Source organism: Maridesulfovibrio frigidus DSM 17176, from assembly GCF_000711735.1.
GTDB classification, from domain to species: domain Bacteria; phylum Desulfobacterota; class Desulfovibrionia; order Desulfovibrionales; family Desulfovibrionaceae; genus Maridesulfovibrio; species Maridesulfovibrio frigidus.
This window is the reverse complement of the sequence record NZ_JONL01000004.1, coordinates 239,548-263,623: the sequence shown is the minus strand read 5'-3', so window position 1 is coordinate 263,623 and position 24,076 is coordinate 239,548. Positions and strand designations below refer to the sequence as shown.

18 protein-coding genes and 1 riboswitch are annotated in these 24,076 nt (G+C 43.0%); of the genes, 9 read left to right on the top strand and 9 right to left on the bottom strand.

The window, feature by feature from the left end; genetic code table 11:
• The first annotated feature begins 139 nt into the window (after window positions 1–139).
• Window positions 140–742 (top strand): hypothetical protein, encoded by a 603-nt coding sequence (locus BR06_RS0110460; protein WP_031482694.1) that lies wholly within the window; start codon window positions 140–142, stop codon window positions 740–742.
• Between the two features lie 73 nt (window positions 743–815).
• A complete protein-coding gene (locus BR06_RS0110455; RefSeq protein WP_031482692.1) occupies window positions 816–1,913 on the top strand; it encodes an oxidoreductase in 1,098 nt (365 codons plus the stop codon).
• Between the two features lie 22 nt (window positions 1,914–1,935).
• Here the strand turns inward: BR06_RS0110455 and ablB are convergent, their stop codons facing one another.
• The 4 genes from ablB to BR06_RS0110435 all read right to left on the bottom strand — a co-directional run bounded on the left by ablB (window position 1,936) and on the right by BR06_RS0110435 (window position 6,719).
• The gene (ablB, locus tag BR06_RS0110450) at window positions 1,936–2,769 is read right to left on the bottom strand and encodes a putative beta-lysine N-acetyltransferase (protein ID WP_031482690.1); all 834 of its coding nucleotides are present in this window, start codon (window positions 2,767–2,769) and stop codon (window positions 1,936–1,938) included.
• Complete coding sequence (gene kamA / locus BR06_RS0110445; RefSeq protein ID WP_031482688.1) at window positions 2,759–4,072, bottom strand: lysine 2,3-aminomutase; 1,314 nt, start codon at window positions 4,070–4,072, stop codon at window positions 2,759–2,761. Before kamA ends, ablB begins: the two co-directional genes overlap by 11 nt.
• A gap of 256 nt (window positions 4,073–4,328) precedes the next feature.
• Entirely contained in the window at window positions 4,329–5,546 is a 1,218-nt protein-coding gene (locus BR06_RS0110440; RefSeq protein WP_031482686.1) for a PAS domain S-box protein, read from the bottom strand.
• A 201-nt stretch (window positions 5,547–5,747) separates the two neighbouring features.
• A complete protein-coding gene (locus tag BR06_RS0110435; RefSeq protein WP_031482685.1) occupies window positions 5,748–6,719 on the bottom strand; it encodes a YbgA family protein in 972 nt (323 codons plus the stop codon).
• Window positions 6,720–7,052: 333 nt separating this feature from the next.
• Between BR06_RS0110435 and BR06_RS0110430 the strand changes: the two genes are divergently transcribed.
• Window positions 7,053–7,475 carry a ferredoxin-thioredoxin reductase catalytic domain-containing protein gene (locus tag BR06_RS0110430; protein ID WP_031482683.1) on the top strand — a complete coding sequence of 141 codons (423 nt, stop codon included), beginning with the start codon at window positions 7,053–7,055 and terminating at the stop codon, window positions 7,473–7,475.
• 363 nt (window positions 7,476–7,838) lie between these two features.
• A riboswitch (cobalamin riboswitch) is annotated at window positions 7,839–7,983 on the top strand.
• A gap of 234 nt (window positions 7,984–8,217) precedes the next feature.
• Window positions 8,218–10,902, top strand: coding sequence for an adenosylcobalamin-dependent ribonucleoside-diphosphate reductase (locus BR06_RS0110420; RefSeq protein WP_031482681.1), 2,685 nt, complete (start codon window positions 8,218–8,220; stop codon window positions 10,900–10,902).
• Window positions 10,903–11,041: 139 nt separating this feature from the next.
• On the opposite strand, the gene BR06_RS0110415 is transcribed toward BR06_RS0110420, so the two are convergent.
• Window positions 11,042–11,467: a hypothetical protein gene (locus tag BR06_RS0110415; protein ID WP_031482679.1), complete on the bottom strand. Its 426-nt coding sequence runs from the start codon at window positions 11,465–11,467 to the stop codon at window positions 11,042–11,044.
• 58 nt (window positions 11,468–11,525) lie between these two features.
• Window positions 11,526–12,596: a glycosyltransferase gene (locus BR06_RS0110410; protein ID WP_031482678.1), complete on the bottom strand. Its 1,071-nt coding sequence runs from the start codon at window positions 12,594–12,596 to the stop codon at window positions 11,526–11,528.
• Window positions 12,597–12,765: 169 nt separating this feature from the next.
• On the opposite strand from BR06_RS0110410, the gene BR06_RS0110405 reads away from it, so the two are divergent.
• Window positions 12,766–14,502: a glycosyltransferase family 39 protein gene (locus BR06_RS0110405; protein WP_031482676.1), complete on the top strand. Its 1,737-nt coding sequence runs from the start codon at window positions 12,766–12,768 to the stop codon at window positions 14,500–14,502.
• Window positions 14,503–14,914: 412 nt separating this feature from the next.
• Complete coding sequence (locus tag BR06_RS0110395; protein WP_031482674.1) at window positions 14,915–15,841, top strand: ATP-binding protein; 927 nt, start codon at window positions 14,915–14,917, stop codon at window positions 15,839–15,841.
• A gap of 274 nt (window positions 15,842–16,115) precedes the next feature.
• Here BR06_RS0110395 and glmS read toward each other — a convergent pair whose 3' ends face one another.
• The 3 genes from glmS to BR06_RS0110380 all read right to left on the bottom strand — a co-directional run bounded on the left by glmS (window position 16,116) and on the right by BR06_RS0110380 (window position 20,193).
• Window positions 16,116–17,951 carry a glutamine--fructose-6-phosphate transaminase (isomerizing) gene (gene glmS, locus BR06_RS0110390; protein ID WP_031482672.1) on the bottom strand — a complete coding sequence of 612 codons (1,836 nt, stop codon included), beginning with the start codon at window positions 17,949–17,951 and terminating at the stop codon, window positions 16,116–16,118.
• An 82-nt stretch (window positions 17,952–18,033) separates the two neighbouring features.
• Window positions 18,034–18,642, bottom strand: coding sequence for an XTP/dITP diphosphatase (locus BR06_RS0110385; RefSeq protein WP_031482670.1), 609 nt, complete (start codon window positions 18,640–18,642; stop codon window positions 18,034–18,036).
• A gap of 99 nt (window positions 18,643–18,741) precedes the next feature.
• Entirely contained in the window at window positions 18,742–20,193 is a 1,452-nt protein-coding gene (locus BR06_RS0110380) for a two-component system sensor histidine kinase NtrB (RefSeq protein ID WP_031482668.1), read from the bottom strand.
• A gap of 194 nt (window positions 20,194–20,387) precedes the next feature.
• Between BR06_RS0110380 and rimO the strand changes: the two genes are divergently transcribed.
• From rimO to BR06_RS0110365, 3 genes are all read left to right on the top strand, one after another.
• Entirely contained in the window at window positions 20,388–21,704 is a 1,317-nt protein-coding gene (gene rimO / locus BR06_RS0110375; protein WP_031482666.1) for a 30S ribosomal protein S12 methylthiotransferase RimO, read from the top strand.
• 147 nt (window positions 21,705–21,851) lie between these two features.
• Complete coding sequence (gene ppnP / locus BR06_RS0110370; protein WP_031482664.1) at window positions 21,852–22,166, top strand: pyrimidine/purine nucleoside phosphorylase; 315 nt, start codon at window positions 21,852–21,854, stop codon at window positions 22,164–22,166.
• Window positions 22,167–22,185: 19 nt separating this feature from the next.
• A complete protein-coding gene (locus tag BR06_RS0110365) occupies window positions 22,186–23,856 on the top strand; it encodes a sigma 54-interacting transcriptional regulator (RefSeq protein WP_051677004.1) in 1,671 nt (556 codons plus the stop codon).
• Window positions 23,857–24,076: the final 220 nt, after the last annotated feature.

The window sequence follows — 24,076 nt, the reverse complement described above, 5'->3', positions numbered from 1 at the left end:
GCCTTTAGGAAAGCTCACACCGTCACTTCAAATCAATATTGTTGTAATAATCACCACTATTCCATGTAGCATATTGCTTGTTTAGCCGTTGTGCTGTTATCTTCTTAACTCTGGTACATTATCAATGCAGGAGACAGATGTGGAAATTATACTAGTATATGCAGCTATAGCTGCCTTCATCCTCGCCATAGCGGGATTATTTATTCCACAAAAATTAGTTTTCTGGTGCGGACCAGACTATAGAGACAAGGCCATGGCTTTCACCACCTATCTCTCACTGAGCATCGTTTTATCTGTAATTTTTGTTATCGTTGTGCCCGAACCTCCGCAGGCTCCTGCGCCGCAAAAACAAATGACGGTTGAAGAAGTTCACCCAGCTCAGCTAACCAAAGATCTCTTCTTACGTCAGGTAGAACAATACCTCGCCAGACAACCGAATTTCGCCATAGAACATTTTGAACTATCACTGCTCGTTTTCGGTAGGGAGGGTGCAACATGTTTGCTTCTTTCGTCATCATATCCAAACAATGAGATAGCACGGCAACACGCGACTCAAGTTGTCGCCGGCATGGTTGCAACCTTTAAAAAGTATAGCTGGAAAGTAGCAAACCCATTCTTGATAGAATGTCAGTTACAGATAGACAGCCCTGAGATGAATGAAAGCAACCAGACTGCATCTCCTATATCTTTTGCCCGCTTCGAACCAGATACTGGCATGACAACATGGATCAATTTACAGTAAACTAGAATTCAGATTCACGAGCATACGTGGGCCAAAGTTCGCTCTAACCGAGAAACCATAAAGAAAGGAACACATGTCTAAATTATTTGAACCTACCGAGATTAACAGGCTGAATATAAAAAACCGCTTTGTAAGATCTGCAACATACGAAGCGATGTCCGGACTTGATGGAAAAGTGCAAGATCAACTGCTAAGCTACATGGCTGATCTTGCTAAGGGCGACGTAGGCTTAATAATCAGCGGGCATACTCATGTTGTGCTTGAAGGTCAGGCAGGCCCGAGGCAGATGGGCATATACTCTGATGATATGCTTGATGGTTTAAAAAAGATGACAGCGACTATCCACGAAAATGGAAGTCTAGTTGCCGCGCAGCTTGCGCATGCAGGTAAAAAAGGCATCGGGTGTGGGGAATATGGACCGCTCGGTCCATCAGATGATTTTGAGGAAAAAGTTCTAATAGCTTCCGCAATGACCGCCAAAGACATAGACAGAACCGCAAAAGCCTTTGCAAAAGCAGCAATAAGGGCCGTAAAATCCGGTTTTGATGCAGTACAGATCCATGCGGCTCATGGATATTTGCTTAGCCAGTTTTTATCTCCCCACTACAATAAACGTGGGGACGAATACGGTGGAAAGCTTGAAAACCGCGCAAGATTTCTACTCCAAGTTTGTGACAAAGTAAGAGAATCTGTTGGCCCTTCCTTCCCGGTAATGGTCAAGATAAATTCAGAGGATTTTGTTAAAAACGGAATGACAGAAGAAGAGACAATCGAAGTCTGCCGCATGCTTGAAGAGCACACAGTTGACGCCATTGAGATCAGCGGAGGAACCTTCGAATCCGGCAAATTTACGCCATCAAGAGCCGGCACTTCAAAGTCCGAAGACCGTGAATTTTACTACGAAGAAACTGCCAAACTCTTAAAGGAAAAAATAAATATTCCACTAATTCTCGTAGGTGGGTTCCTGTCTTTTAATGTTGTAGAAAAAGCTGTGACTTCAGGTCTGGCCGACTACATTGCCCTTTCAAGGCCACTAATCAGAGAACCTCACCTCATAAAAAGATGGGCAGAAGGAAACAGGGAAAAAGCAACTTGTATATCATGTAATAAATGCTTTTCTACACTCTCAATGGAAGAGGCTCTGCACTGCGCAGCTGAGAAAAAAGCATGATATCTTGAATGCTCTTAGAAAATCAGCTTACCTTAGACCAAACATTCATGGACTCAAGGCTACCGCTGATATTTGTGTTATTTATCAAACGTCCGGCGTATTCATAGCCTCCTTTGGAGAACAATGAATTTATCCCATAGGAGCAACCACGGGCTATGGTGAAAAGACATTTAATTCCAGCCTTATCACAATCTTTTTCAAGAGCACGAAGCAATGCTCCGGCAATGCCCATTGCGCGGAACGCAGGATTAACTGCAAAATCAGTCATTTCCGCACTCCAGCCGTCTTTGCTGACCTCTGCCGAGGCGGCTCCGACGAGTTTATCGCCCTCAAATACTCCTATAAAACGAGTACCATCATCCATTTCCTGACGCACAAATTCAGGGTCAGTGATGGGAAATGGATAGGTTTTAAAGGTCTGTCCGTAAAGCGTTGCAAGCACGCTTACATCTTCGACCCTCAAACTACGCATATTCAGGCTACCGGGAAGGGTCGAAACATTTCCCTTCCCGTGTTTGCTTTTGGCAACTGAAAGAACATTATCAAGCTCCTCCATGTTGCCTAGCTCTCTGCGCCAAGGATAGCGATACAAGCTAAGAAAAACCCCAGCTTCACCGTCAAACATATTCGGAACTTCCGCTTCCTTTTCAAACCCGCAGGACAGAAAAGGTACAGCCTGCGATTCGGGAATTTTTGCGAAAATCTTAGATACATCCTTGCTCGCAGCGATGTCCGTCAATTCATCAATAATGGCCGGACCGTCTTCTGGCGCTAGCGACATGAGATAGATACGGTCATTAAACGGTCCCACCTGTATAGTACTCTGCCCAACCTTAACGACGGAATCATGCAACATTAGAATTGCGCTCCATCCTTTCAGTATCTTCAGGAGTCAGGCTAAGAGTCTCATCCCAATCAGAAATAAGCTTTTGAACACCGATGGCCTTTTCTTCCGCATCATCTTCTTTGAGCTGAAGGTTACAATCGGCGCAGTTCCTATCGCAATAGTTGCACTCATAAGACTCAGGCTCAGTATATGTAGTAATGACTCCTTCATAATTTCGTAGCACAACCTTATTGCTAGCCCATGAAATTATATAGTTAGGCATGACCGGAATCTTACCGCCACCACCCGGAGCATCCACAACATAAGTAGGCACGGCAAAGCCACTGGTATGCCCGCGCAAGCTTTCCATAATCTCGATGCCTTTCCCAACAGGAGTCCTGAAATGACTTAGCCCTTCGGAAAGATCACACTGGTACAGGTAGTAAGGGCGAACGCGGCTCTTAACTAGCTTATGACTTAATGTTTTGATCAATCGAGGACAGTCGTTAACACCTGCCAGCAGTACACTTTGGTTACCTAAAGGGATGCCGACATCAGCAAGTTTAGCAAGAGCTCTTCTGGATGAATCGGTCACTTCGCGGGGATGATTGAAATGAGTATTAACCCAGACTGGATGATGCTTCTTAAGCATGTTCACAAGGTCATCAGTAATGCGATAAGGAAGCACAACAGGCATACGGGTTCCGATGCGTACAACTTCCACATGCTCAATCTCGCGAATCTTGGTGAGAAGCCAATCCAGCTTCTCGTCGGAAAGCATGAGCGGATCGCCGCCGGAAAGGAGTACGTCACGTACCTGTGGAGTGTTGCGGATATATTCTATCCCCTGCTCAAGTTGCTGCCGAGAAGGAATAGAATCCTGATCGCCAACCTTACGCTTGCGAGTGCAATGCCTGCAATACATGGAACAAAGATTACTTACATGGAAAAGCACGCGGTCTGGGTAACGATGGGTAATTCCGGGCACGGGACTGTCTTCGTCCTCATGCAACGGATCAGACATATCACACCGTTCTATTATGAGCTCTTTAGGACTTGGGAATGACTGCAAGAAGACAGGATCATTTTTATAATCCTCTACATCGATCAGTGAAAGGTAATAAGGAGTGATCCCCAAAGGGAATTTCCGCAAGGTCATCTCATGTTGCTTTCTTTCACTATCACTAAATGTAATTCCGAGGGCTTTTTCAAAACTAGAAACAGTTTTAATAGTATTACGAACATGCCATTTCCAATCGGTCCAATCGGACTTCGAGGATTTAATATCAATAACACCAGCCAATTCTTCCTGTCGTTCTGTATAAACGGTCATAACATCCTGTGAGTTTTTTATTATAAAATCTGAAACAATAAACCCGTTAAACAAGTCAACATAATCCACAAGAGACAGTTTTAAAAACCGCATCTCATAAGAGTATTTTTTAAGAGTTATTCAAGGGTAATTGTACTAAGGCTTGAAAAAGGAAAACGCTGATAGCCTTTAAGAGAGTATATAAAAACAGAATGAAGGATCTACCACAAGGTGACCGATTAGGTATAAAATGGGTATAAGATATACCCAATAGAGGTTAAGAGCTGACCTGATGCTTAAGGTAGGAAATAAGAGAAGTACCCGTGCCGCGCAATCCAAGTTTGCGGCGAATATTTTTACGATGGGTACGAACGGTATCAGTCGAGATAGCTAACAACTCCGCAGTATGCTCGCTACCCTTTCCTGCTTCAATATAGCGACATATTTCGATTTCACGAGGAGTCAACTGTAGCAATAGATCTTCGAACTGATCCCCGCTTTCTCCAGCCAGAGCGGATAGACGCTCCTTAATAAACTTTCCGAAACTTTTGCGCATTTGAGGAAGAGGCTCTTTAATCATTCTATCCAGCGCGGGGTTGATCTGCTCCCGAACCTGCTGAGAAAAATCTTCGTGCATATCTCGCTTTTCTTCTTCCACAGACTCAATCACCGTGCGCAAAGCCACATTCATCCCATCCACCTGCTCGCGGGTTTCTTCAAGGCCAGTCTCAAGGCGTTGTATATTTGTCATGTCGCGCAACACCAGATGAAAAACTATATCGGACTGCAAGCGCACTTTGTGTAAAGTTAACTCGACAGAAATTTCTTTACCGCTACTATTGATTGCTGTGAGCAGATCATCGAAAGGAACCGGAAGCTCAGCTGTGCAGTTCTCAAAATATTCCCGAACAACAACAGAGGAAGCGGCACTAAAAATATTTAAACAGCTGTTACCGGACAGAGTTGCCCGCCGCCCGAAAGCCTTCTCTGAGGCAGGATTCGAGGTCAGTATTCTAAAAGAAGAATCGGTAAGTATTGTAGAATCGTGCGCAACTTCAAATAAGGCATTAAAAAGAGAGACACTGTCATCAAGGGCTGCAATATTATCCTCAATACGCTCTTCATACGTTTCATGCAATTCAACAAACGGCGCGTTGTTTGTAACAACAGCTACATATCCTTCTGAACAAAATGGACCGCAAAGAGGGATAAGGCGCAGCGAAAAGCTACCGCCACCGTCCCCATAAGGTATTTCGTAAACGTTTTCAGCGGCATATAGCTTCACAAACTCTTTAATATCTGAAACATCTACCCCCAGAATACTCCAGAGACTGCGCTCACATAGAGGCCCGTCAAAAAATTCCACAGCAGGAGGATTGGCGGAACAGATAAAACCTGCACCGTCAGTGAATAGAATAAAATCTGAAAAAGATTCAAAGACTTCTGATATTTGCTCAGACAGCCTGTCTAAACTTCCATGATCGTCTGCACTCAAGGAAACACTCCGTCTAGGTAAATCAAACTAATTTGAACCATTACTTCTAAATATTTGCTCTTTCCTTAAAGGCGTAAGAATACACGCTACCTATTACAGTATAATAGGTCTAGCAGGAACGACTTTGGTTAACAACGTTATTACTAGCCCACGGGAAAAGACCCAATCTAGCTTTTCACCTGCATATATTATTATCTAATATCAGACATGATTTCTCAACATAAGTTCTGCGGGATATGGATGCAGGTAATATTGCTTATCCAAATACTCTTTCCCATACTTCCGGACATAATGGTTGATCATTGTCATGGGGACGATAAGGGGGACAAGTTCTTTCTGATACTGACCAATGAGTTCAAGCAACTCGACTTTCTCGGATGAGACCAAATCCTTTTTGAAATAACCCACGGCATGAGTAAGGACATTTACATTTTTGCTCACAGTGTGTTTGTAGGAAAGAGCTTTAAAAAGCATCTCAAAATATTGCTGGAAAGTTTCATCGGTTTTAGCAACACCGGCTTGAGCTACAAGCTTGCCCATAGCGCGATAAACAACCTCATTATGGGCCATAATCAACATCTTGTGTCTTGTGTGAAACTCGACAAGCTTCCCAACTGTCCGCCCATTTGCCATGGCTTCGCGCCAACGCTTGAGCGTGAACACTCTTGATATGAAATTTTCTCTTAATCGAGGATCATGAAGCCGACCATCATCTTCGAATGGTAACTGCGGAAAGCGGTCCATAACCATGCGAGCCCATAGTCCACTCCCTTCGAGTCGAGGCATCCCATTTTCACTATAAACTTTAACACGGGCCATTCCGCTAGACGGTGAACCATATTTAAAGACATATCCGCAAGTACCTTGCTCTTCGAGTTGTTGCAGACGCATCGCTCCCCACTTCTGCATTCGATCAGTCCAGTCTTCACCGGATTTGCGTCCAACAAGCCGGGGCGAATCAATCTCACCAACAAGTCTTACAGCTTCACGAGGGATAGGCATACCGGTTTCAACTTCTGGACAAACAGGCACCCACTCCACATACCTACCCAGCGTATCGCGAAGGAATCTATCAAGCTTTTGCGATCCATCATATCTAACTTTATGTCCAAGAAGACACTTAGCGATTCCTAGCTTTATTTTACCGCCCATCTCGTTTTCTAGCATAACCATTAAACCACCTCATCTGTACGTGTTTACAGAAATACTCCTCAACAAAAAATCAGCACAACAAAATCTGCCAGCTCCTTCTCTTAGAACACATGTCAATAGATTTTAATATGAGCTTATGCAAAACACCAACATTATTTATTAGTTTTGCGCAACTCACTATAGAAATTACGCTACAAACTAAGGCTAATGAAAATTCAATGCTTGCCAGACCTGTAACGCACGTCTAAATGTACTGAAGCAATTCAAAGTAGTCAGTGGAGCACTTCCTACTGACAACTACAAATAAATATTAACTTAATTAATTGAACAAAAACCAATTGAGGGTATTTTTTAATGAACCAATCTGAAGAGAATCAAAAACTGATACTCAATTATGTAGAAAAAAACTGTGTACGTACCGGACTACAGACACACCCCATGCCGGATGTAACTGAAGCAGTTGTTGGCGGCCTTACCAACCATTTGAATCTGTTGAAGAGGCCCCTATGTCCCTGCCAGTTCTATCCTGACAAACAGGAAGCGGTGCAGGAGCGGACCTGGCTCTGCCCTTGTGACGACATGAAACAGTATAAATACTGCCACTGTCTGCTCTTTGTTAATTCAGAAGGAAATCCCATAACTGAGCACCTTCCTAAAGACCATGACGGGCTGACCACTTACGGCCTTGTTGCTGATCCCGCACCGGAAAAAGGGCGCAAAGGACAACACCGACCTACCGAAATTAAAACGGCTGAAGCTAAAACTGTTTCTCCGTAATAGCGGATATCTGTAACCATAAGCATCAGTAATTATAATTTAGTTAAAGCCTGCCGAAGCGAAAGTTCAGCGCAGCGCTTATGAAAATATTAATTGTTCAGATTGGCGGCATTGCTATTCCTGTGGCAATGCGCCAACCCGTTCATTTTTTTTTGCAAAGGACATAAATATATTAATCAGTAAAATGTTAATAATTTATATTAAAACAGTCTCTTAAATGGTTATGAACAAAAAAGAGATTGCCTGTGGATAACTACCGTCCACCTCCACGTCATCCCTACTCTCCCATGGGCTAAAGAGATTTGAACATGAAAAAGTCTAGAAAGACCTTGACCCAAAACGCTGATTTGTTAGACTTACTTTCGTTGATTTTGAACTTCAGGAGTCTGATTTTTTTAGACCTATAATGAGGGAACCCGGTTAGATTCCGGGGCGGTTCTGCCGCTGTATTTTTTAACCGTTAAGGATTAAAAAAAGCCAGCCCCCCTGCCTGAAGCATGCCTGCATTATGCAGACATTTTCAATTCCCCGGATGCGCCTGTCTATTCTGACAATTGAAAAAGGACATCCGGCCCAAAAAAATCCCGCAGAACGAGCCTTCTGGGCCGCCTGCACCACAAGCTCACTCCTTATTCTCCACGTGGAGCCTTGCATGTTAGCAATTTTAAAATTGTGATATCGCTAGCGTCTTGCACTGTGGCCAAAGGTTAGGGCAGACAATCACTTCAAAGGACCTTTTTTAATGACTGAACACTCCGTTATCACCCGCGAATCAGCTAAGATGGCCCTTGAAGAACACACACGTTTTCAAGAAACAGTTAGCTCAAAAAAATATCAAATCCGTGACCGCAAAGGGCGCCTTCAAGAGCACTCTTTTACTGACGTCAAACACAGGCTTTGCCGCGAATATTTAAAACAGTCCAAATTTGATAAGCAAGAGAACCAACAGGTATGTGAAATGCTCCAGTCCGGACGCTTCATACCTGCCGGTTCCATTTTATCCGGGTTAGGTAACGACTATATAAAATGCTCCCTCAGCAATTGCTATTTAGCCAAGATCGAATCCGACTCTTTGGAAGGAATCTTTGAGGCTCAAAAAAAACTTGCCAGGACCTATTCCTACCGTGGAGGCAGCGGGGTCGACATCACAATATTGCGCCCTTCGGGAGACCCTGTAAATAATGCTGCGGTCACTTCCTCCGGAGCTGTCAGCTTCATGCCTCTTTTCAGTGAATTAACGAACACCATAGGTCAAAACGGCAGACGCGGCGCGCTCATGATATCTCTGGACATCAGGCACCCTGACACTCGTCGTTTCATCTGGTGCAAAAGTAAACCTGAAGAAATATTTGGAGTTGATTCCCTCACGGGCAAAACTCAAGATGTATTCGGGGCAAATATCAGCGTCAAAATTACTGATGAGTTCATGCAGGCCGTTGAAGAAGACAAGGACTGGACCTTTATTTTTCCCGACCGTGTAAAAATAACAGGTAAAATATGTGATTCCGACACCTTACAGCTTCTTCCAGAAGTATATGACGCCCTTGATCCGCAAGTAGGAGATCGTCTTGAGGCTGAGATTGTCTACAAAGTAATTTCCGTTGATCCAAAAAAACATTTGATCAAGGTCCAGCCGCATCTTCCAGAGAATGATGATCAAGCTGTTCTTCCTAGCGATACACTGACCTTCATCCTTACTAGGCGTCGCAACGAGACTTCAGACATATTCGATCCTATAAAGTCCGTATATAATGATATCTGGGACGGCGACTACAGCAGTTGGAAGGATCTTAACCTTCCTTTCAAACCGTATGAAACAGTCAGCGCGCGTAAACTGCTCGAAGAAATCAGCGATTCTGCGTGGCAGTCAGGTGATCCGGGCATCCTTTATCAGGATACAACACAGCGCAATACCCCCGGTACATATATTGATCCCCTACGGCTCAAGCCCATGTCCACCAATCCGTGTGGCGAGCAAAGCCTTAGCTACTGGAACAATTGCCTTCTCGGCGCCATGGTTTTGTATAGGTATGTAGCCAACCCCTTTACCAAAGAAGCTAAATTCGACGCGGATCTATTTCACAACGACCTAGCCCGGACAATGGCCTTTATGGATACTATGTCCGACTTCAATCAGGATAAGCATCCTCTCCAGAAACACCGCGATGCGGATAAGTATGGAAAAAGAATCGGTATAGAATTTACTGGGCTAGGAGACATGCTGGCAATGATGGGCATGCGCTACGGAAGTGAAGAATCCATATCCTTTGTCAAAAATATTCTGCGGGATAAAGCCATAACCGAAATATCCATCAGTGCGGATATTGCCGAGCGCTTAGGAGTTGTTGAGGCTTTAAAGGACCCAGCAGCTAGAACCCGTTTTCTGGAATGCCCTTACATCGTAAACCTAGATTTACCCAAAAAATTACAGACTAAAATAATGAAAGTGGGTCTTCGCCATACGGCCTTTAATACAGTTGGACCATCAGGTTCCATTTCCATTATGTCTGATAATTGCACCTCAGGAATCGAACCGGCGTTCCTTTTCAGTTACACCAGAGAAACCCGCCTTGAAGCTGGAAAAGTTTTTGAATTCATTCATATGCCTCCATTGAAATGGATGATCGAAACAAATCAGGAAGAGTTGTTCGGCAAATATACCGCCATGCAGCTTAAAGAAAAATTAAATTACGTCCAGTCCGATGAACTCGATTACATGGACCGTATCCGCATGCAGTCCGCGATTCAGGAATACACGGACAGTTCCATTTCTTCGACCATCAACCTTTCCGAAGATACGCCCAAGGAAACCATATTCCAAATTTACCTTGAAGCATGGAAGCACAACCTCAAGGGGGTAACGGTCTTCCGTAACGGTTGTAAAAAAGGTGTTCTGAGCAAGAAAGAAGAGGCGAAAGAGGCCGATCCGACCATGCTGGGCCAAAACCCCTCTCTATTTGAAAGAGAGTTAGGTGATATCGAACGAGCCGAGCGGCACCGGGTTACGTGGAAAGGGTCCAAGATGTATATCATCGTATCCTTAGATGATTCCGGCAACCCTATAGAAATATTTGTCAAACTTCCGAAAGAAGCGGGCATGACGGGCTCTGGAATCTACAACGAGCAGGTCTTTCAGGAAAAATATTCTCTATGGGAAACCATCACACGTTTGATCAGTATGCTTCTTCGCGTCGGCATGCCCATCGACCGAATACTCACGCAGCTAGAACGCTCCAGCTACAATATAATTGATGCATCTGCGATCATTTCCCGCATCCTGCGCCAATACATATCATTAGATATGGATGATCAGACCATCGTATCCAAAGGACTAGGAAGCCCCTGTCCTGAGTGCGGCCAAAATGCATATGTACCAGAGGGCGGATGCAAAATCTGCAAAGCTTGCGGCTACACGACCTGTGGCTAAAGCCTGCTTCTAAATATGGAGAAACATAGTTTCTTCATCATTGTACTACAGTCTATAAGCGAAAAGCCGGACGGTGATTTAATCACTGTCCGGCTTTTTTGTGTATTTCTAGTTACGTGAGAGAGCAGTGAAGATGCGGCTAGGAGTCAGCATCTTCTTCAGGCAAAGGATTCGCAAGAGAATGAGCTATCATTGCGTCGAGCAGATGTTCAGTATTTGCAGCCTCGTCGTCAGAGCCCATCTCTTTTAATCCGGCAAGTGATTCACCAACCATATTAAGTCCTTCCACACGGCTGCCTGAAACATAAAGAAGCTGGCCAAGAAGCTCACCGATAGGACAAATGTAGGACAAATCTCCAAGGTCTTTAACTAGAGCATATGCCTCAATCAGCATGAGCAAAGCCCCTTCCTTGTTTTCTCTGGAAATCTCAATTTGTGCCATCTCAAAAAGAGTTTGGCCACGACCATTGGAATCATCATTATCTTTGCATTCCTTAAGACGCTCTTCAAGTTGCTTAAGCGCTTCCTCAGCCTGATCGTTTTGCTCAGAATTATTCATAGACATTATTTATTATATCTCCATGTTTGAAATAGTATATTTAGGTGTACGTGATTCGTAGAAATCACTTCAATTTGTCCAACGCAGCTAACAAGTCCTTTTTTTGCAATTCAGGGACGTAAGATTGCGCAACTTTTTTACCATTTTCCAAAAGTTCTTTGCACCCGTTATGGTTCAAAGCCTTCTGCAGGTTCTCAACAAGGGTTACTGTTGATTCAGGATCAAAGTATAATGCATATGGGCCAATCTGCTCCTCGCACAACTCATGAAACATATTATGAGCGGGAATATCTGATAGAACACAGACGCAACCTGCGGCCATACCTTCCAATGCGGGCATACCAAATCCTTCTGAAAGTGAAGCAGCAACAACAATATCACTCTTGTCATAAATTTTGTTCATACCATCGTCATCAAGTTGGGAATAATATTCGTCGACAATCCCTGATTCAATTTCCTCTTCATAAATCTGTGAAGGAGAAACACGGATAAAATTGATGTCCATTTTCTGCTTAATTATGCGCACGGCCTCAAAAATACGTACTATATTTTTACGCCCAAGGCGGTAATCTCCAATACTCAAGACAGAAGGAACGGCTCCACTATTGGGAGTAGCACAATCAAACAACGAAAGATTTACTGTATTCCTGATGAACTCATAATTTACATGAAATTTATTATCTAATTTATGTGCCACAGTATGGCATGGGGTCCAAGAGAATCCACCAGACCTGTAAGTTCTTTCGATATTAAACTTCTGTAATGCAAACTTCACCTTCAAAAACAAACGTCCAAGAAAAGATGAATACTTGTCGAGTTTTCCTTTTTCAGAGTAGTAGCTTTGCAAATCGTCTAATTCGTAGCGCTGATAAAACATCACAACTCGCCCTAACCCAGATTTAAGACATTCTTTAAAGTCTGAAAGTCTCGTTGCAATAACAACGTCAACCTGCCCAATCATTTCAGCGGGATCTTCAATAAGAACACAGTTTTTTTTAAATTTATACTCAGTTAAAATTCGCTTAGCAAAAAACGATACATCATAGTCAGACGCATCTAAAATTCGCAGATGTTGGTTAATAACCTTGGTTCCACCTGTTAATGTTAAATCTGATAGGTAATAACCAACCTTCATTACAACCCCATTTTTTTAACGAATTTAATATTATATATATTCTTTGTAACTCAACCCGATTATTAAAGGATATATCGAGCTAGAGTCTTTTGATAAAACGCTAATAAAGTCAAGTTTGAAGTATCTTAAAAATGGCCGACATATGCGGAAAGTTAAGAGCAGATCATGCATGATAAACACGCATGGATCTTGTACCGCAGCAGACAGACTGTCCGCCTTTTATGTAGTATTTCAAACAGGCAATATCGCAATATCTTGTACTCAAAGAATTTGCGTTCAGACATCTTATCAGCTAATCGTACGACAAATAAAAACTTCAATTTCAACTATCAAGATAAACACTCAGAAAGAATTATATCTAACAAAAAAAGAGCCTGTAAATTTTATGGAAAAATTTTATAATAAGCTAGTCCCAGCAAACTTTCTATCCTCCAACAAATATTGTGACGCAATAATGATTGCTGGCATCGTGCTTTTCACTATGCTGATAAGACTCGTATCACTTGAATATGTTGAAATTGGCGGAGACTCACTATTTGTATGGGAAAACGCTGTAAGCATGGTCCAGAATGGACACTATTTGGAGTGGAATCACCACAATATGCGATGGGCAATTGGGTTGCCACTCGATCTCCTACTCAATATATTTGGGACTGCTCCATTAAATTATTACATACTGCCGGTTTTATTCTCGGTGTTGGCTTCAATATTGGCCTATCTTTTGGGCAAGGAGCTAGGGGACAGAAAATTTGCCGCATTTTTTGCTGTACTGCTAGTTTTATACCCAAAAATGACAACTTCCGGCAGTCAGCTTTGGCCCGGAATTTATGAAATGACCTATTTGCTAGCATGCGTATGCTGTCTTTTTATCTGGCGCAGAAAAGGAGGATGGCACTTTTTGGCCGCTGCAGGACTCCTTTCAGGATGTGTCTGGGGTTCGCGCATAACAGGTATTTATTACGCTCCCGGACTGCTGGCTCTATTACTTTTTGACAAGAAAAAGTTGTGGCCTGTTCTTATTTTTTCTGCCTTCTTTTTAAGTGTACTTGGACTTGAATGGACCTATTTCTATAGTGATAGTGGAAATGTATTAGGTCGTTTAGGAATTCTTGCAAGTACGCATATTTCACAGGACCAATTACTGCTTACCTTTTCGGATTATCTTTTAAATTTCACAAACCTCATAAAATTTAGAGGCTTACTACCGGTTGTTATTGCAGCATTAGGAATAGGCATATGGGTGCTGCGAAAAGGGAACAGCAATGAAAAATCTATTGCCATTCTTTTTTTAGGTGGGCTTTTTTTTAACATATATATGATATCCAGCATTTCCCCGCTTAAAATTGCCGCTCCTGTTGGAAGCAGATATCTCACTGCGGGTGTTCCATTTATGCTTCTAACTATTCTTATAGGGATTAAGCATTGGCATAAGCATTCCCCCAAATACGCTGTTATAGTGAAATGGGTCCTGCTTGTAGCTTTTTTGGTTTTCACTTTGAAGGAAATCCCTGCCCAAAATTCATTGTCCAGACTGCAAGAGGATGTGAATAGCGCTCAAATAATCGAGGAACAAGGATTGCCTGTCATTATGCGCTACAACGCATGGACTCCTAACGCTATCGAGAGCGCGGCAATGAGTTTGACCGGGTACGAGCCAAAAAATCGATTGAAAATAAATGAAGACGACAAGATGCGCAGAAACGGACACCGGATGAAAATCCTTCTTTTTGGCCAAAATACAGATAAGAACTACCGCCCTCAATCTATTGATGGCTATTACTACCTGTTTAATGGAGATCTTCAGGATCTCGCCAAGGGACCAAAGATTGGTCTTTCAGATTTTGACAGGAAAGGACACAAATTGGTCATTATTGATAAAAAGGTACTCCCTTTTTCAATCCCTTAAGCCAATTTTACAAAGCAATAATTACTTTTGTCATATTCAAATTAACACCAAATTCAGCCATCTCATTCTACAATGGTGGGCCTGCTTCGAATGACTTTTTTGTGGGTGAGTAATAAATATGTATACTGAAACACTTAAAATATTGTGATGCTTCTAAACCTGTTCCAACTATTTAATTACAGTATAGTTGTAACGAAATACTTGGAGCGAGCAATATGAAAAAGAATCACTTTATTTTCAAGCCAATTCCGGTTGAATCCCCTTTCTGCGATAGAGTTGAAATCTTGGCTGAGCTGAATACACATGCCCAGAATGGAGGGATATAGTACTCAGTTCTCCAAGGCGTTATGGCAAAACTTCTTTAGTAAAAAGAGTCCTGCATCACAATAAAGAAGACTATCTGACCATTTATGTGTCGTTTGAACAGCTTGATTCAGAAAAAGATACCGCTGCCAGAATTGCTCAGGGGATCTATAGTGCGATTGCATCTAAAGAAACTATTCTGGAAAAAGCCGCTAAATGGGCTAAAGATACTTTGACATCTTATTCACCCAGTATGCAAATTAATCCAGACGGAACGCCTTCCTTTTCGGCCGTCTCTATTGGGGGCATCGGAGGCCGGGCGCTTTTGGAGCAAGTTCTAAAGGATTTAAATGCTATGGCTGAAAAAATGGATAACAGGGTTATTATAGCCTTTGATGAATTTCAGGAAGTTAGCCGGTTAAAGGGAAGTGATGGAATAGAAGGACTGCTTAGGACTCAAATTCAATTCCAAGAGTTTTCACATATTTTTATCGGCAGTAGGCGCGCAGTATTGAAGCAGATGTTTGAAGATCCGAAACGCTCGTTCTTTAAAAGCGCGATTATGAAAACATTGCAGCCACTACCTACTGTAGATCTAGTACAATACTATATTGACCTGTTCGCTAGTGCTGAAAAGAAGTGTCCTAGTAATATTTCTACTGGTCTCGCCGAGCTGTCTCATGGGTATGGTTTTTACGCTCAGCAATATGGCTATTTTGCTTTTGGTGCATCTGAAAGGGTAGCTGATTCCTCTTCATTCAATGAAGCCGCTCAAGCGGTCCTTGAACAGGCCAAGTCTGGATTTGAGATATTATTAAGTACTATGACTGCAAATCAAATTAAGCTCTTAAAAGCTCTAGCGATAGATCCGACTCAAGCGCTCACGGCCGGTGAGTATTGCATGAAACATGAAATGATATCATCAAATGTAGCTTATGCCCGAAATTCCCTGGTGGAACAGGACCATATAGAAAAAGATAATGAGGGCTGGTGGAGAGTTGTCGACCCTGTGTTCAGATTGTGGCTACAGAACTAAATCAAACATGAATTTAAAATGCGTTTGATATTTTCAATTCTCTAATCTATCAATAAAGCATCTTTGTACAACACAAAAATAACCATCATTAAGGCTTGTTTTTCATCAAGCTACAGGAAGGCAAATCTACTTCTTAATCTTTGCCGCAGTTAAGCCAACACATTTTTTTGCCATAAAAAAAGCCGCTCCTCTTAGAACGTATTAGATTCTAAAAGGGGCGGCTTTGATATACTTACTACCAATATAATGTATTTTATTAAATAAAATCAGACACTTATTCAACCGTCACTGATTTTGCCAGATTACGAGGCTGATCAACATCCTTACCTAAATAATCTGCAGTTTCATATGCGAAGAGCTGCAAGGCAGGTAGAGCCATGAACGCATTTAGCGGGCCCCATACTTCGGGTAAAATCCAGCGGTATTCAACATCAAGCTCTACGCCCGGGTTAGTCAGCGCGATAATTTCTCCGCCTCTGGCCTGAACTTCTACTAGGTTGGATTTAACTTTATGGAAAAGTTCGTCTTTAAGTGCCATTGCGAAGGTCGGGAATTTGGGATCGATCAGCGCGATAGGACCGTGCTTCATTTCTCCAGCGGCGTAACCTTCTGCGTGAATATAAGAAATTTCCTTAAGCTTCAAAGCTCCTTCCAAAGCAAGCGGGAAGTATTGTCCGCGCCCAAGGTAGAAAAAGCTGTTAGCTTCTGAATATTCGCGGGAAAGCTCTTTGGCTCTGGCGCGCATGGCAGGAAGTTCCGCATCAAGGATTGATGGCAAATTACGTAAATCCCGGACCGCGCGGATGTAAGTCTCTTCGTCAAGCACACCTTTGCGTTTACCCCAGTATAGGGCCAACAGAAGCAATGCTGTAAGCTGACTGCACATGGCTTTGGTAGATGCGACACTGATCTCAGGTCCAGCCTGTGTATACATTATGTAATCAGATTCACGGGCAACACTTGAACCTACCACGTTGCATAGCCCGAGGATTGGCAACCCCTTCTGCTTTGCGAGCTTAATGCCAGCCAAAGTGTCGGCTGTTTCTCCGGACTGACTGATCGCGAGTGCGAGAGAGCCTTTGCTGAGTAATGGATCGCGGTAACGGAACTCTGATGCAATCTCAACATCTACAGGTATTTTAGCCCACTGCTCGATGAGATATTTACCCCAAAGGCCAGCGTGGTATGAAGTCCCGCAAGCTATGATGTGAAGCCTTTCAGGAGGCTCCATAGCTGAAATTTCAGGTAGAACAACTTCACCGATATCAGTGGAGGAGTTTATATTGATGCGACCAGCAAGACAGTCTGAAATAACTTTCGGCTGCTCAAAAATTTCTTTGATCATGAAATGTTTATGTCCGCCTTTCTGTGCGGCCTGAACATCCCAGTTTATGGTCTGTACCTCTTTTTCAACAGGAGCCAGATTTTCAGCTCTGAAAACTTCCCATGAGGAGGATGTGATTTTTACAAGCTCACCATCTTCAATGAAAACAACTTCGCGAGTGTACGGCAGGAATGCAGGGATATCAGAAGCAACAAAGTTTTCGCCGACACCTACTCCCATAACCATAGGACTTGAAACACGAGCCGCATATACAGTTCCCGGTTCATCAACCGCTACGAGAGCGATGGCGTAAGCACCTTCAACCTGATTCAGTGCCCATGAGATAGCTTCAAGCATGGAATCATTATGCTTACGTCCTTCCGCAATGAGGTTGACCAGTACTTCAGAGTCTGTATCTGAGCGAAACTCATACCCTTTGGTAACTAATTCTGCTTTTATTTCCTGATAATTCTCAATAATACCATTGTGGATCATGGCAATGTTCTTATCATGGTCAAGATGCGGATGAGCATTCTTTTCGACAGGAACACCGTGAGTAGCCCAGCGGGTATGCCCGACCCCAAATGTGGAATTGGTTACATTAATATGAGCCAGCTTTTCATCAAGAGCTGCAAGTTTGCCTTCTGCGCGAACAAGGTCAATTTCTTTATTCTGTACAGTTGCAACACCCGCAGAATCATATCCGCGATACTCAAGTCTTCTTAACCCTTCTACAATTAAAGGCACAGCGGGACGGTGCCCTGCATATCCAATGATTCCACACATATATTAATATCTCCTGATTATTCTATTACCAAAGCATTCAATTGGCCGAGTACTCTAATATGATAGACAAGGCTCAAAAAATCTAGCCGCTGACTTTCTTCTGGAAATCAGGCCACTGAGCCATCAGCGCTCTTAAAGCCTTACCTCTGTGCGAACGAGAATTCTTTGTTTCGCGGGTCATTTCAGCAGAAACACAGCCGAGTTCGGGATCGAAAAATAATGGGTCATAGCCAAAGCCTTCAGCCCCGGAAAGCTCAAAAGCAATGCGTCCATCCCATTCCCCGCGACTTTGAATGCGAATATTATTCGGCGTAGCGGCAACCATCACACAGACAAATCTAGCTGTGCGCTTGGCTTCCTCAACTCCTTCTAACTCTTCGAGAAGCTTGAGATTATTCTTTGCTGGAGTAGCATCTTCACCGCTATATCTTGCGGAATATACGCCCGGCCTGCCATCAAGAGCATCAACCTCAAGACCGGAATCATCTGCCACAGCAATAAGCCCTGTCAGATTTGCAACGGTCTGCGCTTTGATTATGGAATTTTCCAAAAAGGTTTCGCCCGGCTCGGGAATTTCACCAATTTCAGGATACTCATCAAGCCCTTTTACGGTAAGACCAAAGTCTTTAAGAAGCTCTTTAAACTCAGCTATTTTGCCTTTATTACTTGTGGCAAGAACTACTGTTTTCAAACCCGTCTCCCATGAAATATATTAAAAACTACAGATGAAATCATCCGCACCATTTCGTTCACCAAATATGATGAGAGACTATTACTCGTTAGCTGATTTTTACGCAACTGCCATAGCCGCAGGCAAAAGCAATGAAACGCTAGTCCCTTCACCCTCGCGACTCACAAGTTCAATATCCCCGCCGAAGTCTTCCATTATCTTTTTAACCATCGGTAATCCCAGTCCATTTCCATTTATTTTTGTAGAATAAAATGGATCAAACACCCTCCCCCGCATTTCAGTGGGAATACCCGGGCCATCATCGTGGACTTTAAGCCAGACTCGCCCACCTGTAACTCCGCTTGAAACCTTAATAATACCCCCCCCATCCATCGCTTCCATAGCGTTCATAACCAGATTTATAAGGCACTGTTTTACTTGCTCCGGCACGCCCTGCCCTACAGGGTTACGAGGGTCCAGTTCCAACTCAATCTTAACGAACTTTTTCTCACACTCATGTGAAAGGAGCTTTAAAGATCCTTCCACCTCTTTATTAACATCAAATCCTACAATCTCTATATCTTGAGATCTAACAAAATTAAGTATACTTTTTAGCAATTTATCTAGACGATTAGCTTCTTCAAAAATTATTTCAACCTTCTGATGACCGTCGAGATCAATGCTTTTATTTTTCATTAAAACTTTTGCAAATCCGCCCATCGCCACTAGAGGATTTCGAATCTCATGCGCCACATATGCGGCAAGTTCTCCGACAGTCGCCATGCGCTCAGACTGCCGCAATCGCTGTTCCATTAAAGTTCTGTTTGTGATGTTCCGGCGCATCACAACAATCTGAACAACATTACCTGTTTGCTCGTCTGAAATGGGGTAAACGTAAACTCTAAAGAAATGCATTTTACCCTCAGCATCCGCTTCAGAAAGAAGGAACTCTTCGCGCTTGCCGGGGGTCATAGCCTCAACATCAACTACTCCATCTTTAATGGGGCATACTGTTGCAAGAGACTCATAGTAAACTAAGGGGTTTTTGCACCTGATATCTTTGACATCTTCTCCAACCAAATCGGAAAAATGTTTATTACAATCCATTATCATTCCGTTGGAGCCAATGATCAGGATATCTTCCGGCAACTGATCAACAACACACTTAAACAGAGCCTGCGTCTGCATGAGATCGACCTTACAGGCTATCCATAAACGATCTGTGGCGTGAAGTTTCAGAAAAAATCTGGCAGCAGGAAGCTCTACAAGGGTGATGGATGTCGGCAAAGTACGCCGAAGTTTGCTCACGCGCGAACAATCTCCCGAAAGCTCGAAGACCATAGTTATTTCGGGATGTGCAGCGAGCATATCCTCAACTTGTTCATATATTGGAATCTCGAAATCAGAGGAAGATCGCCCGTTGCCGTCAACAAGCACTCCAGCAATTAAGTTTATATCTTCCACATCCCGTTTGCTGTCTTTTAGCAACTGAACAAGCGACGATATCACTATTGAGTTGCCTAAAATACCGATACAATCACAATGATCTTCGCGCAGTAGGCTTTCAAACATACTTTCTCCATTTCTATCTAATATAGAGTCCGAGCCAAGAATAAACTATTTTACTAAAAAAGCACAATCAGGATTCGCCTAATTTCCACCTTTGCAGATATAAAAGAATGGGGTAACCATTGCCACACAAGAGATCACGGGCGCTTAACCCCGTAATATTTACAAATTAAATTTTCCCAAATGGAACATAAATTATGCCTACAAAAAAAATAAAAGTTTTTACTATAAGCCTCGGTTGCCCAAAAAACAGAGTCGATACCGAAAGAATGCTCGGAGCACTGGGTGACAATATGGTCCCGACAGACACGCCTGAAAGCGCAAATCTGGTGCTAATTAATACCTGCGGATTCATTCAGCCAGCAGTTGAAGAATCAGTGCAATCCATACTGGAAGCCGCAGACGCCATAGCAGACATCAGCCCAAAACCAATTCTTGCTGTGGCAGGTTGCCTCGTCAGCAGGTACGGAAAATTAGACGAAGAAATGCCTGAAGTTGACCTCTGGCTTTCTACTTTTGACCTCGACACGTGGCCGAAACTTGCCGCAGAAGCACTCAAAACGAAGCTACCTGAACAACATCAGCGCGCGCTGAGCACCAGCCCCTCCTTTGCCTACCTAAAAGTCAGCGAAGGTTGTTCTCATTCATGTAACTTTTGTACGATTCCCTCAATTCGTGGACCGCAAGTAAGTTTCGATCCTGCTGGCTTAGTCACCGAAGCAAAGCAAATCCTAGCTCAGGGCGTGCCGGAAATAATCATCGTAGGGCAGGACTCCACCGCCTATGGCGCGGACCTGAACAATCCCGATATAAATTTGCGTAACCTCATCGAACAGTTGTTACCTCTCGAAGGTCTTGAATGGCTCAGATTGATGTACCTCTATCCAGCAGGCCTGACCGATTCCATGCTGGATTTTCTCGCAAAAGCGGGAAAACCTCTTCTGCCATATTTCGACGTGCCGATTCAGCATGCCCATCCTGAGATTCTTACTGCAATGGGCCGCCCATTTGCACGTGATCCGCGCAAGGTGATCGACAGAATCCGCAAACATATTCCAGACGCAATACTACGCACCAGCATCATCGTCGGGTACCCCGGTGAAACTGATGAACATTTCAAAACTCTTTTAGATTTCGTTAAAGAAACAAAATTCCATCACCTTGGAGTATTTGCTTATCAAGCCGAGGAAGGAACTCCAGCTGGTGATATGGACCAACTTCCCGAAGAATTACGCGAAGAAAGACGCAGAATTCTAATGGAAGTGCAGGCGGACATCAGCCGTGAATTCTTGGTTGAAATGGTAGGCGAAAAGATTCAGGTTTTGGTGGAAGCACCGAGCGATGAGTGGCCTGGGCTATTTACCGGAAGAGTCTGGTTCCAAGCGCCAGAAGTGGATGGAATCACATATATCAGTGCACCAGAAGACGGAATAAAACTTGCGCCGGGCATGATGGTTGAAGCTGAAATAGATAATGTTACGGATTATGATCTTGTTACATTGGTTATGCCGTAAGAAAATAGATTATAATCCTTATTTGACGAAATCTCTCTGAGTCAGTTAGTCAACGTGGATTGAGGCTAATTCAGTGCTAATTCAGGTGAGTTAAAGCTAATTTATAAATAAAAACAGTAAATCGGATACCACTTCAGGAGGGTTATCATGTCTGAGTTTTCAAACGTAACAGTTACTAAAATGGCCAATGTATATTTCGCTGGAAAAGTAACTAGTCGCAAGGTCTCCTTCGCGGACGGATCATTTAAAACCTTGGGAATAATGCTTCCCGGTGATTACGAATTTGGAACAGAGAAAGCGGAAGTAATGGAAATCATGCAAGGCAGCATGAAAGTCCTCCTTGCCGAAGCGAAAGATTGGCAGACAATAACTGCAGGTGAAAGTTTCGATGTTCCTGCCAACTCAAAATTCAAACTTATTGTCGAAGAACTCGCAGACTACTGCTGCTCTTACATCGATTAAATAAAAGGTACCATTCAATATGAACGCACCTATCAATATCAAAGAAGGGTTGAATAATTCGCGGAAAGAAGCGGAAAATCTTAAATTTAAGCTTCTTTTTGAGGATAGGGTCGGCATTGTCTTTGATATTACTAGGTTGATGACAGAACAAGGGCTAAATATTATTGGTATGGAAGTGGAGCAAAAGGATGGCTTCGCAAAAATTTCTATTGAAATAGAGAAACCTAAGCGCAATTTTGACAAGAAAGCCCTGTTCTCTCTCTTCTCAGCTATTCCTAAGCTTGAAAGCCAAGGGGAATTGAAAAGACTACCTCAAGAGAAAAGAAATAAATGGTTCCGCACTTTGTTTGACGGTATGAGTGAAGGAATTATCTCCGTTGATTCAACCGGAATAATAAATACAGCTAACAAGGTTGCATGCCGACTGCTCGGCTTAGTCCACGAAAATATAGTTGGAACCCATGTCAGTGAAACAAGCCCGAAAGACAATCTGCTCATGGAGTGTATTGAAAAAAGGATCCCTGTCAGTAGAAGAAAGTCCGTTATCACAAGTACGGGAAGAGTTGAGTTTTACGGTTCCGCAAAACCAATAAACGACTCTCAGGGAAACTTTGTCGGAGCTGTCCTGCAAATGAATAATCTCAAAGAGGTAAAAGCTATGGTTGATGCAGTATCAACCCCTCTAGAGATAACCTTTGACGATTTTATTGGACAAAGCACTGCAATTAAAAAACTTATTGATTTTGCAAAAAAAATCTCAGTAACTGGCACCACCGTTTCAATTACCGGAGAAAGCGGCACAGGCAAAGAACTATTCGCCAAGGCCATACATTTTGAAAGTGGCAGGACTGGCCCCTTTATTCCCATCAACTGTGCAGCTCTTCCCGAACCGCTTATTGAAAGTGAACTATTCGGGTATGTAGACGGGGCCTTTACCGGAGCCAGAAAAAAAGGGAAGCCGGGCTTATTCGAAGTTGCAAACAATGGGACTATTTTTCTCGATGAAATCGGAGACATGCCCCCCGGTCCGCAGGCTAAAATTCTAAGGGTACTACAGGAAGGGCTTGTGCGAAGGATTGGTGGATTTGAAGAAATACCCGTTAACACCCGTGTAATCACTGCAACCAACAAAAACCTTAAAGAAATGGTGGATGAAGGCAGGTTCCGCGAAGATCTATTTTACCGCATTAACGTCCTGACCGTCTTGATACCGCCTTTAAGGGAGCGGCTAATAGATATCCCCCTGCTTGTTGGTGCCTTTCTGGAGCAATTTAACCGTAAATTGGAAAAAGAAACCCAGACCATTAACAATGCCGCGATTGAAAAACTTTATAGTTATAGCTGGCCTGGTAATGTTAGAGAGCTACAAAACGTCATAGAAAGAGCCTCCCTCCTCAGTGATTCAAGTGAAATAGGAACCAATGCAATCTGCCCGAATGCTGAACCTAAAGGATACTGCGACCGAGGCTGTTCAGTCCCTAATGAAATTAACGGTAAGCCCTTGAAAAAACTGATTGCTAACTACGAAATAAGCATACTGATCGACGCTCTCAATTCTACTGCAAGTATACGAAAGGCAGCAACTAAATTAGGCATATCTCATACCGCTCTCCTTAAAAAAATAGAAAAGCATGAACTACGTAGTGGTAACAGAAAATACCGGCGGAACGAATTAGAACCACTTGGATAAATCACCATGCCCTGTACGCTTAGCAGCTTATCCCACTATTATTGGTAACAAAACATACCGATTGATCATTCAATCATCATCTACCAGTTTCAATTCTAATGCTTATTTAAGCAATAAATAACTCCTGCCCATTTAAATATTCCTTTTTTATACGGACACTTACACTCCTCACTCCAGACATTTACAAATCTATCTTGAACATTTTTCTCATATGGCACGG